The sequence below is a fragment of the Corynebacterium cystitidis genome, assembly GCF_900187295.1.
GTDB lineage: Bacteria > Actinomycetota > Actinomycetes > Mycobacteriales > Mycobacteriaceae > Corynebacterium > Corynebacterium cystitidis.
The window spans coordinates 1,360,754-1,377,621 of record NZ_LT906473.1; the positions used below are offsets into that span (position 1 = coordinate 1,360,754).

14 protein-coding genes and 1 pseudogene are annotated in these 16,868 nt (G+C 57.3%); 6 read left to right on the forward strand and 9 right to left on the reverse strand.

Annotated features, from left to right (window positions below):
* Nucleotides 1-20: 20 nt before the first annotated feature.
* The 4 genes from CKV99_RS06370 to CKV99_RS06385 are packed head-to-tail and all read left to right on the forward strand — an operon-like array spanning nt 21 to nt 5,412.
* Nucleotides 21-1,658: a mechanosensitive ion channel family protein gene (locus tag CKV99_RS06370; protein WP_092257237.1), complete on the forward strand. Its 1,638-nt coding sequence runs from the start codon at nt 21-23 to the stop codon at nt 1,656-1,658.
* A 10-nt stretch (nt 1,659-1,668) separates the two neighbouring features.
* A complete protein-coding gene (locus CKV99_RS06375) occupies nt 1,669-2,223 on the forward strand; it encodes a PH domain-containing protein (RefSeq protein ID WP_092257235.1) in 555 nt (184 codons plus the stop codon).
* 1 nt (nt 2,224) lies between these two features.
* Nucleotides 2,225-4,066, forward strand: a complete 1,842-nt coding sequence (gene ilvD / locus CKV99_RS06380) for a dihydroxy-acid dehydratase (RefSeq protein WP_092257232.1) — start codon at nt 2,225-2,227, stop codon at nt 4,064-4,066.
* Between the two features lie 35 nt (nt 4,067-4,101).
* A complete protein-coding gene (locus CKV99_RS06385) occupies nt 4,102-5,412 on the forward strand; it encodes a glycosyltransferase family 87 protein (RefSeq protein WP_092257229.1) in 1,311 nt (436 codons plus the stop codon).
* Here the strand turns inward: CKV99_RS06385 and CKV99_RS06390 are convergent.
* Entirely contained in the window at nt 5,350-6,186 is an 837-nt protein-coding gene (locus tag CKV99_RS06390; RefSeq protein ID WP_092257227.1) for a DoxX family protein, read from the reverse strand. The genes CKV99_RS06385 and CKV99_RS06390 overlap by 63 nt on opposite strands.
* Before the next feature lie 133 nt (nt 6,187-6,319).
* Here CKV99_RS06390 and CKV99_RS06395 point away from each other — a divergent pair, with 133 nt between their 5' ends.
* Complete coding sequence (locus CKV99_RS06395; protein ID WP_231910199.1) at nt 6,320-7,411, forward strand: glutathione S-transferase family protein; 1,092 nt, start codon at nt 6,320-6,322, stop codon at nt 7,409-7,411.
* On the opposite strand, the gene CKV99_RS15100 is transcribed toward CKV99_RS06395, so the two are convergent.
* On the reverse strand, nt 7,310-7,693 hold the full coding sequence (locus tag CKV99_RS15100; RefSeq protein WP_408607555.1) for a GNAT family N-acetyltransferase: 384 nt from the start codon (nt 7,691-7,693) through the stop codon (nt 7,310-7,312). The genes CKV99_RS06395 and CKV99_RS15100 overlap by 102 nt on opposite strands.
* 25 nt (nt 7,694-7,718) lie before the next feature.
* Between CKV99_RS15100 and CKV99_RS06405 the strand changes: the two genes are divergently transcribed.
* Nucleotides 7,719-8,192 (forward strand): MarR family winged helix-turn-helix transcriptional regulator, encoded by a 474-nt coding sequence (locus tag CKV99_RS06405; RefSeq protein WP_092257221.1) that lies wholly within the window; start codon nt 7,719-7,721, stop codon nt 8,190-8,192.
* A gap of 83 nt (nt 8,193-8,275) precedes the next feature.
* Here the strand turns inward: CKV99_RS06405 and CKV99_RS06410 are convergent, their stop codons facing one another.
* The 7 genes and pseudogenes from CKV99_RS06410 to CKV99_RS06440 all read right to left on the reverse strand — a co-directional run bounded on the left by CKV99_RS06410 (nt 8,276) and on the right by CKV99_RS06440 (nt 16,868).
* Nucleotides 8,276-9,553: a YkvI family membrane protein gene (locus tag CKV99_RS06410; protein WP_231910200.1), complete on the reverse strand. Its 1,278-nt coding sequence runs from the start codon at nt 9,551-9,553 to the stop codon at nt 8,276-8,278.
* 159 nt (nt 9,554-9,712) lie between these two features.
* Nucleotides 9,713-11,212: an Asp-tRNA(Asn)/Glu-tRNA(Gln) amidotransferase subunit GatB gene (gene gatB, locus CKV99_RS06415; RefSeq protein ID WP_092257215.1), complete on the reverse strand. Its 1,500-nt coding sequence runs from the start codon at nt 11,210-11,212 to the stop codon at nt 9,713-9,715.
* Nucleotides 11,213-11,233: 21 nt separating this feature from the next.
* Nucleotides 11,234-12,201 (reverse strand): annotated as a pseudogene (locus CKV99_RS06420) (bile acid:sodium symporter family protein).
* Between the two features lie 45 nt (nt 12,202-12,246).
* Nucleotides 12,247-12,861: a GNAT family N-acetyltransferase gene (locus tag CKV99_RS06425; protein WP_092257212.1), complete on the reverse strand. Its 615-nt coding sequence runs from the start codon at nt 12,859-12,861 to the stop codon at nt 12,247-12,249.
* On the reverse strand, nt 12,862-13,893 hold the full coding sequence (locus CKV99_RS06430) for a 6-phosphofructokinase (RefSeq protein WP_092257209.1): 1,032 nt from the start codon (nt 13,891-13,893) through the stop codon (nt 12,862-12,864).
* A gap of 10 nt (nt 13,894-13,903) precedes the next feature.
* A complete protein-coding gene (locus CKV99_RS06435) occupies nt 13,904-15,271 on the reverse strand; it encodes an MFS transporter (RefSeq protein ID WP_231910201.1) in 1,368 nt (455 codons plus the stop codon).
* On the reverse strand, nt 15,222-16,868 hold the full coding sequence (locus CKV99_RS06440) for an ABC transporter transmembrane domain-containing protein (protein ID WP_092257203.1): 1,647 nt from the start codon (nt 16,866-16,868) through the stop codon (nt 15,222-15,224). The genes CKV99_RS06435 and CKV99_RS06440 overlap by 50 nt, the downstream gene beginning before the upstream one ends.

Consider the following 16,868-nt stretch of genomic DNA (forward strand, 5'->3'; position numbering starts at 1 on the left):
GGGCTATCGTCGTGAGCGCTATGCCTTTCGAATACCTCTTTGCCTCGATCTGGAGATGGCTGGCCGACTCCGGCCTGAATATCGCAATTCTCATAGTCATCGCCTTTCTGGTGCCCCGCGCCGGGCGCTTGATCACGCGCGTGCTGGAACGCCGCGTCGAAGCAGACAGCGATAAGGAAGAAGCGAAAAGCAAGCTCGCCCTGGCAGGCGTCGGCGTTTATGTTGCGCAACTTGTAGCTTTCTTCATTATCACGGTTTTAATTCTGCAACAGTTTGGCTTTTCGCTGGCAGGTGCGGCGATCCCCGCCACCGTGGTCTCCGCAGCGGTCGGCTTTGGCGCGCAATCGATCATTGCAGATTTCCTCGCCGGCTTATTCGTCCTGTCAGAAAAACAGTACGGCGTGGGCGACTGGGTGGCGTTTACAGGCAATGGTGTCGACGTCGAAGGCACCGTCATTCAAATCACGATGCGCTCGACGCAAATCCGCACGATCGACCAATCCACGGTGAACATCCCGAATTCCACGGCGCGGGTGGCTATCAATAGGTCGAATTATTGGTCGCGGGCGGTCGTTGTCATGCCCGTGCCCCTGCTGGGATCAGCCAGTGCGGCTGAGGCGTTGCAGCGTTCAGAAGCTGCTACCCGTCGCGCGCTTGCACGGGAAGACATTGCACCGGAGGTGATCGGTGATCTTGATGTGCACCCTGCTGTCAGTGTTGATCCCCCGGCTACAGTTGGTATGCCGTGGACTGTGGATATGCGTTTCATGATCCAGGTCAAGGCCGGTTCACAGTGGTTGGTTGAACGCGCCATCAGAATGTCGATCTTGGATGAATTCTGGGACGAGTATGGTTCTGCAACCACGGTGGACGGCACACTCATCCATCAGGCCACTACTTCAGACACACCTGTATCACGCAGGTCGCTTCACGACGACACCCCTACCGAGCACCTGCAGGAAACACCAGAGAATAAAAGCGAGGCGCAGCCAGCTACGGAAGCCACGGAAGCCACAGAAACGGTGAGGGCCGCCTCTCACGTGCCCACCGAGTTCGCTACTAAGGACGGACACGACCCTGCTGCTGACGATGCCTCCTCAGATCACAAGGGCCAGGAAGCCCAGGAAGCCCAGGACACCACTGCCACGAAGCCCCGCTCGACGCTCCACGACGTATTTACTGCTGGTCGGCGCATGCGCCCCTCAACGGCAGTTCTTCTCCTGGTCTTATTCGTCCTATTGGTGCTGCGTGGGCTGACGGCCTCAGGCACATATAATGACGAGCTTGTCTCCGGCATCCTGGCACCACCGCCGGTCTCGCCTGCGCCCACCTCGGAGCTAGATTCTGAGCCAACAAGTGTCCCAACGACGTCGCAGCCTCAACCCGAGCCCTCCCCGACTACTGAGCCTGGAGAGCCCACCACGGCGCCAGACTACGGTGAAACCCCCACCGGCGAGTCCACCCGGCAGTACGCGCCAGATGCGCAGAACAACACACCGTCCCCACAAGACCCGAACCAGCAACCCGACCAGGAGCCCTACACACCCACTCAGCAGCAGACCCAGCCCCCTGCGACAACTGCCCAAAACTCGCTACAAGAACCAACGTTGACCGCTCCGACGACGGCCCCTGCGCAAACCGCAAACCCGGTTAGCTAGCATATGTTCTATGAGTTCCGCAGAGCAGAGGCCGGATTCCACCTATTTTCGGCCCGAACGTACGCACGTTATTGCCACCCTTTTAATGACGGGCATCGCGCTCATCGGAATCAGTTGGGCGCCTTTGGCGCTCGGCTGGTTGCTCATATTTCCGATTCTTTTCCTCGTGTGGGTGTTTAAGGCGCACACACATATCGACGATCGCGGCGTTACCATCAATTACCTGTGGAGAAAAAACGTCACTCTGCCGTGGGAGGAGTTTGACGGTATTGCCTTCAAAGGCTCGAAAGCATTAGCTCGCGATAAACAGGGCAGGGAATATTCCATGCCTGGTGTGACGTTTAACTCATTGCCACGTCTAGAGGAGGCGTCAGATGGACGGATCCCTGATGTCTTGACTGAAGGGCTCGCCTCTGTAGACGGCAAGGTAACCGTCATTGATAAAGATGGGCGCCAAGTGTTGATGTCCAAAGAGGAACACGAGGCCTACGAGGCCAGTAAAAAGAGTGATTTTCACGAAGGACACTCACCACAATCGTTTGACTCACAACCCACTAAGGAGTGACATGGTCTTCCCCCTTCGTTCGAAGGTCACCACCGTTGGCCGCCAGGCCGCGGGTGCCCGCGCTTTATGGCGTGCGACGGGTACAAAAGAAAATGAGTTTGGTAAACCAATCGTGGCCATTGTGAACTCCTATACCCAGTTCGTACCAGGTCACGTCCATTTGAAAAATGTTGGCGACATCGTGGCTGACGCCGTCCGCGCTGCCGGCGGCGTGCCAAAGGAGTTTAATACGATCGCTGTCGATGATGGCATCGCAATGGGCCACGGTGGCATGCTCTACTCACTTCCCAGCCGTGAAATCATCGCGGACTCTGTGGAGTACATGGTTAACGCACACACCGTGGACGCCATGGTGTGTATTTCCAACTGTGACAAGATCACCCCGGGCATGCTCAACGCTGCAATGCGTTTGAATATCCCGGCCGTCTTCGTCTCCGGCGGCCCAATGGAGGCTGGCAAGGCTGTTGTCGCCAACGGGGTAGCCAAAACAAACTCCAACCTGGTTGATGCGATTGCCTACTCCGCTGATGACAACGTTTCTGACGCAGAGTTGAATCAGATTGTGGAATCAGCATGCCCTACCTGTGGGTCATGCTCCGGCATGTTCACCGCCAACTCGATGAACTGCCTGACCGAGGCACTTGGTCTCTCGCTGCCGGGTAACGGCACTACCCTTGCGACGCACTCAGCTCGCCGCGACCTGTTTATCAAGGCTGGCGAAACCGTGATGGAGCTGTGCCAAAGCTACTACGGCGAGGAGGATGACTCTGTCTTACCTCGTAGCATCGCCAACCGCAACGCATTCCGCAACGCGATGGCGCTCGACATGGCAATGGGTGGTTCTTCCAACACCATCTTGCACACCTTGGCTGCAGCCCAGGAAGGCGAAGTTGACTTCGACTTGTCTGACATTGATGAGTTGTCCCATAAGATCCCGTGCCTGTCCAAGGTGGCGCCAAACGGCACCGCGCACGTAGAAGATGTCCACCGCGCTGGCGGTATCCCCGCGATCTTGGGCGAACTCAACCGCTCGAATCTGCTCCACAAAGACGTCCGCTCCGTCAAGTATGAGTCCCTCGATAAGTGGCTGGATGACTGGGACATCCGCGGTGGCAAGGCTATTGACGACGCCACGGAGTTGTTCTATGCAGCCCCTGGTGGTGTGCGCTCTACGGAGGCATTTTCCCAATCCAACCGCTGGGAGGAACTAGACACCGATTCCGTCAATGGTGTCATCCACGACACCGATCACCCATTCACGTCTGACGGTGGCCTTGTCGTTCTACGCGGCAACCTCGCTACGAACGGTGCAATCCTAAAGACGGCCGGTGTGGAAGAAGAACTATGGGAGTTCTCCGGCCCAGCACGCGTGGTGGATTCCCAGGAACAGGCTGTCTCCATGATCCTTAACCGCGAGGTCCAACCCGGCGAGGTTGTGGTAATCCGCTACGAGGGCCCATCCGGCGGCCCAGGTATGCAGGAGATGCTGCATCCTACCTCTTTCCTGAAAGGAGCAGGCCTGGGCAAGAAGTGTGCTTTGATCACCGATGGTCGCTTCTCTGGTGGCACCTCAGGTCTATCCATTGGACACATCTCCCCTGAAGCGGCACACAAGGGCCTGATCGGCTTGATCGAAAACGGTGACACAATTTCCATCTCAGTGAATAAGCGCGAGCTCAGCCTCGATGTGGATGAGGAGGTGCTGGAGCAGCGTCGTCAAGCGATGGAAGCCTCCGACGCGCCGTGGACCCCGAAGCGTGAACGAAAGGTCTCGAAGGCCCTGCGTGCGTACGCAAAGATGGCCACTAGTGCTGATAAAGGCGCGGTGCGCCAAGTCGATTAGACCCAAGCACTACACACGGGACTAGACTGTCACAAATGATCGATCGTGACACCCGCCAGTTATTGCCCATCATTGTCAAGTTTCTGACGGTGGTGGGCTTTGGTGCTGGCTTGGGTGTGATATGGACGCACATCGCACAGACCGATTTCCCCGTAGACATGATTATCTACAGGGAGGGCTCCCGCGCCTTCTTTTCCGGCGCAGAGGTGTATTCCGAGCCCATGTACGCCGGTGATCTAGCGCTGCCCTTCATCTATCCGCCGTTCGGCGCACTCGCGCTCGGCCCGCTAACCCCGCATGTCATCTCGGATTCCTTGGCCGGCGACATCATGATCGTGATCTCCGATGCGCTGCTATTGCTCTGCGCCTACCTCGCTTTCAAGGCACTTCTGCCGCACGCCGAACGTGGCCTGCGCTGGTGCGTCACGACGATCGCATGGGTCGCCGGCATGCTCATCGAACCAGTGGTGCTTAACCAAGGCTTCGCACAGATCAATATCGTGCTGATGGCGCTTGTGTTCATTGACTTGGTGCCGCGCAAACGCTACTTACCGCGTGGCTTTTGGATTGGGATCGCAGCGGCCATCAAGATTTCGCCGCTGGCCATGTGCCTGTATTTCTTATTACGCAAGGAGTTCCGCGCAATCCTCGTCGCAGCGCTTACTGCGGTTGCGGCAACACTGGTTGCTGCCGCCGTGCGGTGGGACGCCACAGTAGAGTTCTTCTCCGTCACACTGCTGGGTATGGGCTCAGGCAACGAGTTTGGGGTGGACTCTACGTACCAGTCCAATAGCTCCATTAAAGGAGCGCTGATGCGATTTGCGCAGTCCCAGGAGCACCTGGAGGCATACGGCACACTGGTCAACGTGCTCTGGCTAGTACTGTCACTGATCACCATTGTGCTCGGTGGGTGGTTGATGGTGGCGTTGCTACGTCGCGGGATGAACGTTGACGCGATCTTAGTGAATTCGGTGATTATGCTGCTGATCTCGCCGGTCTCTTGGTCGCATCACTGGGTGTGGCTCGCACTGATTCTGCCGGTGGTGGTGTGGCGTTTACTGACCGCTTTCACAGGAAACACCGCCCTGGCAGTGGTGACTGCGCTGTGGGCGGTGTTGGTGCTCACCAACCCACCAAAGTGGTGGTTTGGTGATCAGATTGCCGTGTTTGAACTGGCTATCTGGCAAAAGATTTTGGTCAGCGACTTTGTCTGGCTGGCAATTGCTATGCTGATCTCGCTGGCAGTGGCGATCAAGCAAGTGTCTCTCCAGGCGAGTCAGCCACTAGGCGAACGGGTTTATCCCGGTGCCGAAGATCCACACGGCGATGACAATGGCGATGCCTAGGACGATAAAGATCCAGGAGCTGGCTAATGGGCGGCGAGCCCAGCCGCGGCCGGTATCAAATGAGTAGAGACCAGGGCCGGTGAATTGCAAAACAACGGACAGCCCCAGCAAAATCACGGCCAGCCACACGGTCTCCGGCCACGCGAAGACGTTGAACCCGGCACCTTCAGCGGCGATCGCGTGCAGCGCCATAAACCCGGTAGCTACCGTTGCCACCATGGCAGCGACTGGCGTGAGCAGGCCGAGCAGCAGGAACACACCCGCAGCCAGCTGGGCTGTCGGCAGCGCAACCGCGAGGATATTACCGTACGCGTAGCCAGCAAACGCCTGATCAAGTCCGCTAAGCCCCGCGTTTCCTCCCAAGCGGAAAAAGGTGGCCACCGAGGTAAGGATGAGGAATCCTCCGGCTAGAATGCGCAGGATCAGAAGTCCCAGGTCGATGGTTCCGCGTCGTGGATCCTCGATCTGCTTTTCGACGACCACTTCGTCGTCATAGGCAATGGGCACATCCGTAGCTACTGTGGCAGGCGCGGTGTAATCGTCGTTAAGCGCGGTCGATGACGTGGTTGTGACCGGTGTTTCAAATATGGTGGTGTTGGCATCTGCCGGGTCGATATGTTCTGGCGCGGCGCGACCAGTGCGGTCATAGATGGTTTCGGTTTTATGCTGGGAATCGTAGGTTGGTACGTCGAGCTCGTTGATATCGTTGATGTCTTCAACTTGGTGATAATCGTCGTACCGTGGGTTTTTATCGGGGGGAAGTTTGCTACTCATAAGCCCAAACCTAGACGAGGTACGTACCGGGATTCGGGAGCATAAACGGCGCGCCAAGAAAAATTAACTGATTGACACATCATTGGCCCCCGCCTACACTTGTTGACATAACATCAAATGAATGGAGCTAGCTGTGACCAACCACTATCATGACGAACCTGCACAAAACGCATCGCCCGACGGCGAGTTTGTCCGCGACACCACCTATATCGAAGACCGCATCGTCGCGGACATCCAACCAGGTACCCAACCTCAGCCACGCGGCGACAATACTTTCCACTGGCCTGTCGAGCCAGGCCGCTACCGCCTCATGGCTGCGCGTGCCTGCCCGTGGGCGCACCGCACCATCATTACCCGCCGCCTACTCGGCCTCGAAGACGTGATTTCCTTGGGTCTTGCGGGCCCTACTCATGGCAAAAGCTCCTGGAAATTCGACCTTGATCCGGGAGAAAAAGACCCAGTAACCGGTATCCACCGACTGCAGGAGGCGTACTTTAACCGCTTCCCGGACTACCCGCGCGGAATTACCGTGCCTGCGATCGTTGAGGAAGAATCCGCCAAAGTGGTCACCAATAACTTCCCGCAGATCCCCGTCGATTTCATCGACCAGTGGGCCGAGTTCCACCGCAAGGGTGCACCCGATCTCTATCCGGAACACTTACGCGAGGAGATGGAACCGATCATCACGGAGATCTACCATGAGGTCAACAACGGCGTATACCGTTGCGGCTTTGCCGGCTCCCAGGAAGCTTATGACGAAGCGTACGAGCGCCTTTGGAAAGCGATGGATTGGCTTGAGCAGCGCCTGTCTACCCGACGCTTCTTGATGGGCGAGCACATCACCCTGGCCGATATTTACCTCTTCCCTACCCTGGTGCGTTTTGATCCGGTGTACTATTCCCACTTCAAGTGCTCGCGGCATAAGATCACCGAGATTCCCAACCTGTGGGGGTACTTGAAGGAGCTATTCCAAACACCGGGCTTTGGCGACACCACCGATTTCACGGAAATCAAGCAGCACTACTTCATCACCCATGCCGAGGTGAACCCCACACAGATCGTACCGGCCGGCCCAGATATGTCTACAATCATGGAGCCACACGGCCGCGACCACCTGCCTGGTTCACCATTTTCGGCTGGTACTACCCTGCCAGGGCCGGTGCCAGCAGGCGAAGAGGTTAAGCACCCGGAGCCGTTCCAGCGTGACGCAGAACTTCACCGGTAAGCCGGAAAGTGTCCCATTCCTGCAGCGGATACGCCCCATTGACTCATAGAAGTTGATGGAGGGCGTATTCCATTTCAGCACAGTCCATTCAACGCGCTGGTAGTCGTTGTCGACGGTGATGCGTGCCAGGTTGGTCAGCAGTGCTTTGCCGAATCCCCGCCCGCCATGTTCTGCGGCGCTCGCCGGGTGCGGTCGGCCTGATAATCGCCATGCCCACATTAATCGTCTCCTCCCACCGGCCCCACTGGCTGGGCGCGTTAATCTGCAACATTTAAGTTTCATCCGAATCCGGCTTATTATTCTCAGTATGGACAAGACGCGCTGGCTCAATCAAAAAGAAACAGACACCTGGCTTGCCCTGTGGGCTGTCTCGTCGTGGATGCCCACGCGTCTCGACGAACAACTCAAGGCCGACAACGAGATGAACCTGCACGATTACTTTACGCTCGCGCAGGTCTCGCTTGCCGACGACGGACGCCTTTCGATGACCGAACTGGCGTGCAGAACACAAATGTCGCCCTCACGGCTATCCCACGTTGTCGGAAGGCTGGAAAAGCGTGGCCTGGTGGAACGCAATCCAGATGAGCAAGACCGGCGCACCAATATCGCCTCGGTTACGCCCGAGGGGTGGGATTTCCTCGACAACGCAGCCCCCGGCCACGTCGAACGCGTCCGCGAGATCGTTTTCGACCCGCTCACCAAGGAGGAAGCGGAGCAATTCGGGGTACTACTGCAGAAGATTCTCAAGAAACTGGACCCACCTGCCTTACCCCGCGCCTAGTACGCGGCGCGGTTATCCATCTCGGCACAGTGATTCAGGGAGAAGAAAGTAAGTGCCCAGGCCCTCACCGGGCCGAATAATCTCTAGTTTTGCATCGCACCCTTCGCTGAGCCGGCACCATCGTCGGAACTTAGCGAAAGATCCTCGGCGACGTCGTCCTGGACGGACTCCCACAGCTCCTTTCCATCCACCAGGGAATCACGGGCCAGCTCGCGCACCTCATCTTTTTCCTGTTCTGTCAGATCAGGTGTTTCAGGATTGAGCTTTTGCTCTGCGAGTTTTGTCATGCGCTCGCGCACGTCTGCTTCCCGAAGGATATGGCGGTGGTTTTTAATCCACGACAGAGAAGTCACCGCAATCATTACCATGCCGATATAACCGATAACTGGGTACACCCAGCCCAGCAGGTTAGAAAAGCCCAAGAAGGACACGACGAAGCCGGCCAGGGTCACGGCGAAGAATGCCACTCGGAACTTTTCTGGATTGTTCGTGGTAATGCGTCGCGCCAAGGCATAAAACATGCCGATTGCTGTGTTATAGATCATCGCGTAGATAATCCAGGAAACCACAAAACCGACAGCAGGGTGCATCGCATCGAACACTCCCAGCAGTGGCAAGTCAAGGCCACCGACCTTGTCGATATTGAAGAAGATCACGAATGCTAATACCAGCAGCATCAGGGAGAAAATTATGCCACCCAGGATCCCGCCACGAAACGCGGCGCGTGACGAGGACTGGTTGCCGCCAATCACCAACATCATCGACACACCCAGCATCAAAGCCATAGCGGTGTAGTTCACTGCAGAAAGCAACCAGTGTGGCATCGCAGAAGTTTGCTGCATTGCAATCTCATTGAGCTGGCTGGTGTCTTCCGGGAAGTTCATCAAAGTGATCACGAATGCCACAATGATCGCAATGATGATGAACGGAGTGATCGACGAGATCACATTGGTGATTTTGTCAACGTCGAGCAGGCCAGAAATCAACACCAGTACTGTCATAATGCAGGCCCCAACCCAAGTAGGCCAGCCGAACTGTTGCTCAAGGTTAGAACCTGCACCTGCGAGCATCACAAAACCGATGGCGAACAGGGTGACCACAGTGGTGATGTCCAAGAACTTTGACACATACGGGTGCGCAACGTTTTTAAACACCGTGTTGTGATCTCCAGCAAGGAAGTGCGAACCCAGTTGAAATAGCACCGCACCGGAGAACACCATGACTATCCCCGCGATGACAACGCCGACTAGGCCCATATATCCGAACGAGACGAAGTACTGTACAACTTCTTGGCCGGTTGCAAAACCTGCGCCGACGAGAAGTCCCACGAATGCCAAAGCTATTGTGATACTTCTTTTCACAGAATCAGTCCTTAACTTATAGGAAACGAATTTTGGCCGTTAACAAACGTACAGGGTTTCCTAAAGTAATGCGAAAGATTACCGTGCCAGCGCCTGCATACGTACAGGCACACGTACAGGCACCTGTGCAAGGGACTGGTTCACCATTGAACGGTGCTTTTACGACAGTTTCTTCGCGATCAGTTGGTTGACTACCTTCGGGTCAGCCTTACCTTGAGTGGCCTTCATCACAGCACCCACGATGGCACCGGTGACCTTGGTGTTGCCTGCCTTGTACTTCTCGACGATGTCTGGGTTTGCCGCTAATGCCTCGTCGACAGCAGCCTCGATAGCTCCGTCGTCACGCACAACCTCCAGGCCACGCTTAGCGACGACCTCATCAACGTTGCCCTCCCCCGCAATAACACCGTCAAGTGCCTGGCGAGCAAGCTTAGTGGTCAACTTGCCTTCCTTAACCAGTTCAACCACACGGGCAACATCTGCGGGTGTGACACCAAGCGCGTCAAGGTCCTTGTCCAGCTCGTTCGCTTTACCAGACAGGTATGACACCCACCATGCCCGCGCCTCATCCGGCGTGGTGCCCGCCTCGACGGTATCTACGACGAGGTCGAGCGCGCCAGCATTGACGAGGTCGCGGAACTCCGCCTCCGGCAGCTGCCACTCCTCTTGGATCCGCGCGCGACGCACCCATGGCATCTCGGGCAGCGTGGAACGAATCTCCTCCACCCACTCCGCAGGTGCGAACACTGGCGGCAGGTCGGGATCATTAAAGTAACGGTAATCGTCAGAGTTTTCCTTCGGGCGCCCCTTCGAAGTGGTGCCGTCAGTTTCCTGATAGTGGCGGGTTTCTTGCACAATCTCCTCGCCATTCGCAATGGCCTGCGCCTGACGCTGCATCTCAAAACGCACCGCCTGCTCCACCGACTTCAGGGAGTTGATGTTCTTGGTCTCGGTACGGGTACCGAATTCCTCCTGGCCGTGTGGGCGCAGCGACACGTTAGCGTCGCAACGCATCGTGCCTTGGTCCATCCGGCCATCGGACACGCCGATGGCTCGGACCAGCTCACGGATCGCGCTCACATACGCGCGCGCGATCTCCGGCATGCGTGCACCAGCACCAATGATTGGTTTGGTCACAATCTCGATCAGTGGGACACCTGCGCGGTTGCAATCCACCAATGAAGCGGTCGCACCATGGATGCGCCCCGACGTGCCACCGATGTGGGTGAGCTTGCCGGTGTCTTCTTCCATGTGTGCACGCTCAATCTCTACGCGCCACTCGGTGCCGTCGTCCAGCAGCACATCCAGGTAGCCGTCGTATGCGATGGGCTCGTCGTACTGCGAAATTTGGTAGTTCTTTGGCTGGTCTGGGTAGAAGTAGTTCTTGCGTGCAAACCGTGAGGATTCTGCAATCTTGCAGTTCAGCGCCAGTCCAATTTTGATGGCCCATTCAACGCCCTTAGCGTTTACCACGGGAAGTGCGCCAGGCAAGCCCAGCGACACCGGGTCCACATTCGAGTTTGGCTCCGCACCGAAATGTGCGGAGGCGGTGGAGAACATCTTGGTCTCGGTGGCTAGCTCGACGTGTACCTCAAGCCCCATCACGGGGTCAAATTTGTCAAGTACATCGTCGTAATCCATCAGGTCATACGCAGTCATGGCAGATAGTCTAGTTCCCTCTTATTCTGCGTGCCGCGTGAGGGTGCCACGTTGTGCCGACCGGTTATCCACGCTGCGGAACACCATCGCCACCACTGCTCCAGACAAGTTGTGCCACACAGAAAACACGGCAGCTGGCAAAGCTGCCAGCGGAGTCATGTACTGTGTCGCCAGCGACGCAGCCAGGCCGGAGTTTTGCATACCAACCTCGACAGCCATCGTCCGGCTGGCGGTTTCGGGTTGGCGGGTTGCCTTGCCCGTGAGATAGCCCAATAGGTAGCCGAGCGTATTGTGCAGGATCACCGCGACCAGAACCACCAAGCCGGCTGAAGCCAGTTGCTCACGTGATCCGGACACCACAATCGCCACAATCATGGAGATCGCAATGACCGATGCCCACGGCAAGATTGGTTCGATTACCTTGACAATGCTAGGCAGAAGCAACCGAACAACCAGACCGGCGACAACCGGGATCAGGACGACCTGAACGATCGACCATGTCATGGCTCCGGCCGAAACGTCCATCATTTCGCCAGCCAACCACAACGTCAGAAGAGGCGTGAAGAAAGGCGCCAGCACAGTGGATACAGATGTCATAGTAACCGATAGGGCCACGTCACCTCGCGCCAAGTAACTCACAACATTCGACGAGGTTCCGCCAGGTGAACAACCCACCAGGATCACTCCGACCGCAATTTCCGGCGGAAGATTGAGCACCCATACGATAAGCACAGCGAGCAACGGCATGATGACGTATTGGGCTACCACGCCAATCAGCACCGGTAACGGTCGCTTGAGAATTAAAGCGAAGTCAACAGGCTGCAGTGTCAGGCCCATGCCGAACATGATGATGCCAAGCAGCGGTGTCACCCACCCAGAAATTGGCGAGACTACCTCAGGTGCGAAATAACCAATCAGCCCGCCGATGATCACCAAGAGGGGAATCCGAGAGTCGCGATATACGCCGACCTATCCTGTTGCGTTTCCATAAAGTAGCACTTTAGCCTGCGCCTCCGGTGCCACGTTCGATTACCTCATGAGTCCCTTGCTGCCCGCCTACTTCTTGCGTGGCGAAGTCTTTCCGTTAAGCCGAGCTTGACGGTGGGCCATTCGTCGTCAAGCACGGAATACACACATGTGTCGCGCACGGTGCCGTTCTCGAACACCGTATGTTTACGCAGTACGCCGTCGAGCTTCGCTCCAAGCGCCTCAATCGCCCGGCGCGACTGACGATTGTGCCAGTGACAGCGGAACTCCACGCCGAGGCAGCCCAGGGTCTCAAAGGCGCGCTGCAGAAGCAGCAGCTTCGACGCCGGGTTCACCACAGTGCCCTGCGCATCGCGCCCGAGCCACGTCGAGCCGATCTCCAGGCGCCGGTTATCGGGGTCAAGGTGCAGGTAGGTGGTCATGCCAACCGCGTACCCATGCGTGTCTACTATTGCCCAAGCCGCGATTTCCCCGCGCGATTGTTTGTCCAAGCGCGCGTCAATCTCCGCTGCCATCTGCTCTGGGTGCGGAATATGCGTGTACCATGTCTCCCACAAATCACCGACAGCGTGGGCGAGATCTGGCGCATGTTCATGCCCGAGCGGTTCGAGGCGAACGTGTTCGTTGGCAAGCGGCACCGGAGTGGCGTACTCTCCCGTCATTTAGCCGAACATCGCCTTGGCGGTCTTGTAGCGGTGCTCTGGGACGGTCTTGAGCTTGCCGACGGCCTCTTCCAGCGACACGAGTGCAATGTCTTCACCATGCAGCGCCACCGAGGTACCGAACTTGCCCTCGTGTGCTGCACGGGCTGCCGCCACCCCGTATCGGGTGGCGAGCACGCGGTCATAAGCCGTGGGGGTGCCGCCGCGCTGGATGTGGCCCAGCACTGTTGTGCGCACGTCGTAGCCGGTTCTCTTGTGGATCTCGTCGCCAATGATCTGGCCCATGCCCTTGAACGTCTTGTGCCCAAACTCGTCTTCCTCGCCCAGGCCCGCGTCCATGGTGCCTTCCTTGGGCACAGCACCCTCGGCGACCACGATGATGCCGTACTTCTCACCCATCTGGAAGCGGCGTTCCATGGCTTTGGTGATCTCAGCGATATCGAAAGGTTCCTCTGGGATCACGGTGTAGTGAGCACCGCCAGCCATGCCAGCGTGCAAGGCGATCCAGCCTACGTGGCGGCCCATGACTTCCACGATCAGGATGCGATTGTGTGATTCAGCGGTAGTGTGCAGACGATCAATGGCATCAGTAGCCACAGAGACCGCAGTATCGAAGCCGAAAGTGTAGTCAGTCGCGTTGACATCATTATCAATTGTCTTCGGCACACCCACAACGGGGATGCCGTTGTCCGAGAGCCACTTCGCACCCTTCAATGTTCCTTCGCCGCCAATTGCGACAAGTGCATCAATTTCTGCCTCAGCGAGGTTGTCCTTGATTTGGTCCAAGCCGGCCTTAAACTTGTCAGGGTGGAGGCGACCAGTACCCAAGATCGTGCCTCCTCGCAGGAGGATCGAGTCGATGAAGTGATCGTCGTAGAGCTGCATGCGTTTGTCTTCAAGCAGCCCTACCCAGCCGTCGAGGTAGCCCACGCAGGTTGAGCCGAACTCAGTATTGGCGGTACGGACAACTCCACGGATAACAGCATTGAGGCCGGGGCAATCGCCACCGGAGGTCAGTGTAGCTAATCGCATAGATTCAACCCTAGCGCTTTCGGGCCTGAATGTCCGACTGGAGGAAAAACGATGCTATCAATCCAGCACACATCACTGCGGCCAGGATCAACATCGTGCCTGCCGCAGCGTGCTCCACACCGAATTGTGGCAGCCACACACCCATCGCTCCGCCAATAGTCGCAACACCGACCACGCTACCAACCTGTCGCACCGTGTTGTACGCCCCCGACGCAGCTCCCGCCATCTCTCGAGGTATGGTCCGCATGGTGGTTGCAGCGTTTGGTGCCCAAATGAAAGCACTACCCACACCTTTAAGCGCGGTAATCCCCAGCATCCACCAGACCGCTGCGCCCGAGACCATCACCCACCACGCCCACACCATCGACGCGCTCATGGTGGCAAACCCAATCGCGCTTAAAATTTTCGGGTTGACTTTGTCGGCTGCCACGCCCACAAATGGTGTGAGGATCAGTGCAACCACAGACATCGGCACGGTCAGTGCCCCTGCTGTCACCGCATCCATGCCGCGCCCATCTTGGAGCCAATACATAATCGGGATGAACTGGGCCGCCACCGCAAACCCCATCGCAGCGATACCTAATGATCCGAGCGTAAAATTCCGGTTGGCAAAAAGACACAGCGGAAGCAACGCTTCATCTCCGCCGCCGCGTTGTAGCCACATGAATATCAGCAGCGCAAGCGTTCCGACGATTCCGGCCGGCCACGAACCATACTGGATGCCGTAGATGACACCTCCAAGGCCCACCAGAGACACGATCACACTTGGGGCATCGATGCGCGCGGTAGTCGTCGATAAGCGTGGAACCCACATCACGGCCAAGCCTAACGCGACCAGGCCACATAGCACCTGCGCTGCAAAGGTGGCGCGCCACCCAGCGCCTTCTACGACAGCCCCTGCAAAGACGGGCCCGATTAATGAACCAAGGGAACCTACAACTCCCCACACCGCGTAGGCCGGGCCCCGCGCATCAGCGGGAAAAACCCGGTTAATCACGCCAAAAGCCTGTGGCAAGAACGCGGCTGCTCCGAGGCCTTGGATGGCCCGTGCGATAACCAGGACGCTTATCGACGCCGCTACGGAAGCTAATGCCAGTCCCGCGAGATAAACCACCAGACCGATGAGGTACATGCGGCGCTGGCCGACACGGTCGCCCAACCTGCCGGTGACCAACATGGGAACCACGGTGAAAAGTAAGTAGACGCTAGTGATCCACACAGAATCCTCGACACCTGCGGGCAGGTGTGGGGTAAGCACTGGCACGATGGCCTGGTCTGCCATCACCAAGAAGTAGCCGAGTGACAGCGCGCTAAGCGCATACCAGCGACTATTCCTCTTCGACTGCATCTTCGTCGGGAACATCCTTGCAGTAATCATCTTCCTCGATGAGAACACCATCAACGTCCCATATTATGCGGTCCTCTGGAAGCTTCTCTGGGTGGGAGGTACTAATGATCACCACGCCTGGATAATCCGCAACAAATTCAAAGAAAGTATCCATTGCCTCTGGGTCCAGCTGGTGGTCAACATCCTCGAAAACCAGCAACGCGGGCTGATTCAAAATGGCACGGGCCACCTTCAAGCGCATGACATCGCCAATCGTCCAAGGCGCGCCGTCATTTTTCAGCTGGCGCGATAAGCCCTTCTCATCGTTGGCCACCGTCTTAGTCAGATCGACCATTTCGAGCACCTCCGCCACGTCTTCTTCCGAAGCATCAGGGACACGGAATTTGAGCAGACGGGATACTGATCCCCGCTCGAGCGGAATGTAGTCAGAAGCGAACCCCACCAACGCGCGGCGCGCCTTTTCCGGAGCAAGACCGAAGTCATAACCGTCCACGTAGAACTGGTCTTCAACATGTGAGGACAGCACAGCTGAGAGAACCATGCGCACCTGTGACGGGTCGGATGCTGTAATTTCGACGACCTGTCCCTCCTCCGCGTGAAGCGGCTCCACCAGATAGTCGTTGACGATGAGGTGATCGATATCAACGGGGCCAAAATCTAACTGGTTGATATCCGCGCCCGTCTTTCGCCACGCACGCTGACGCCTGGCCTCGCGTTCCCGCAACCTATCTGCCTTTTCCAGCAACGGGGCAAGGATCCGTGTGGCGGCCTTGTAATTCTGGCGGTACTCCACCACCCTGCCGAGATCAGTCACCGGTGTTGCCAAGACACCCAGCAGCGTCATCGCGGACGCCACTGTCGCTGCATCTGCCAAACCGCGGTCCGCGACCAAAACGACAACTACCGTGCATGCTGAGGCCGCGGTCGCAGTGACAGCGCGCGTCAGACCGGTGACCCAAGCGCGATCTACCGCAGCGCCGACCACCTTGTCTGACTGCTTATTGATTTGCTTGAGCTCACGCGCTACAGCACCTGATGCACGCACGGACTCACTTGCCATCACCGTGTCTGCGATGCGAGCAGAAAGCCGGCCACGTTGGCGTCGTAAAGCACGTGAACGCTCAAAGGTGAGCTTGGACAACATGGGGATTGCAGCACCGATCAAAACCAGTGGAATGGTCACCCCCAACCCGATCTCGCGGTCGAGGATCAATAAAGCGAACAAAACCACGCCGATGAGCGGAATACCGGTTACCAGTGGCACAATCCCCATCGCGATCCAGTTGCGCACCGCAGACAAATCGTTGGACGCGCGGGTCACGGTGACACCGAGGGAACCCGAATAATCCGCGCCTGCCACCGAGGAGGTAATCAACCGGTGGCGCTGCTCAAAGACGTAATCCTGACCGAGATCCTCCGCTACTACCCGCTCAATCCAGCGAGCAAGGCCAATTCCCAAAGCGGAACCAACTAACGTGGCGATATCCCAGATGTCAGTCTGCACCGCAGCACTCAGCATCGTGTCAACTGTCAACGCCATAATTAAGGCGAGAAAAGCTTGCAAAACGCCGAGGGCGACGAGAGCGATGAAAAGCCCTCGCCGCCTCCCAGCCCAAATTGGTGGCAT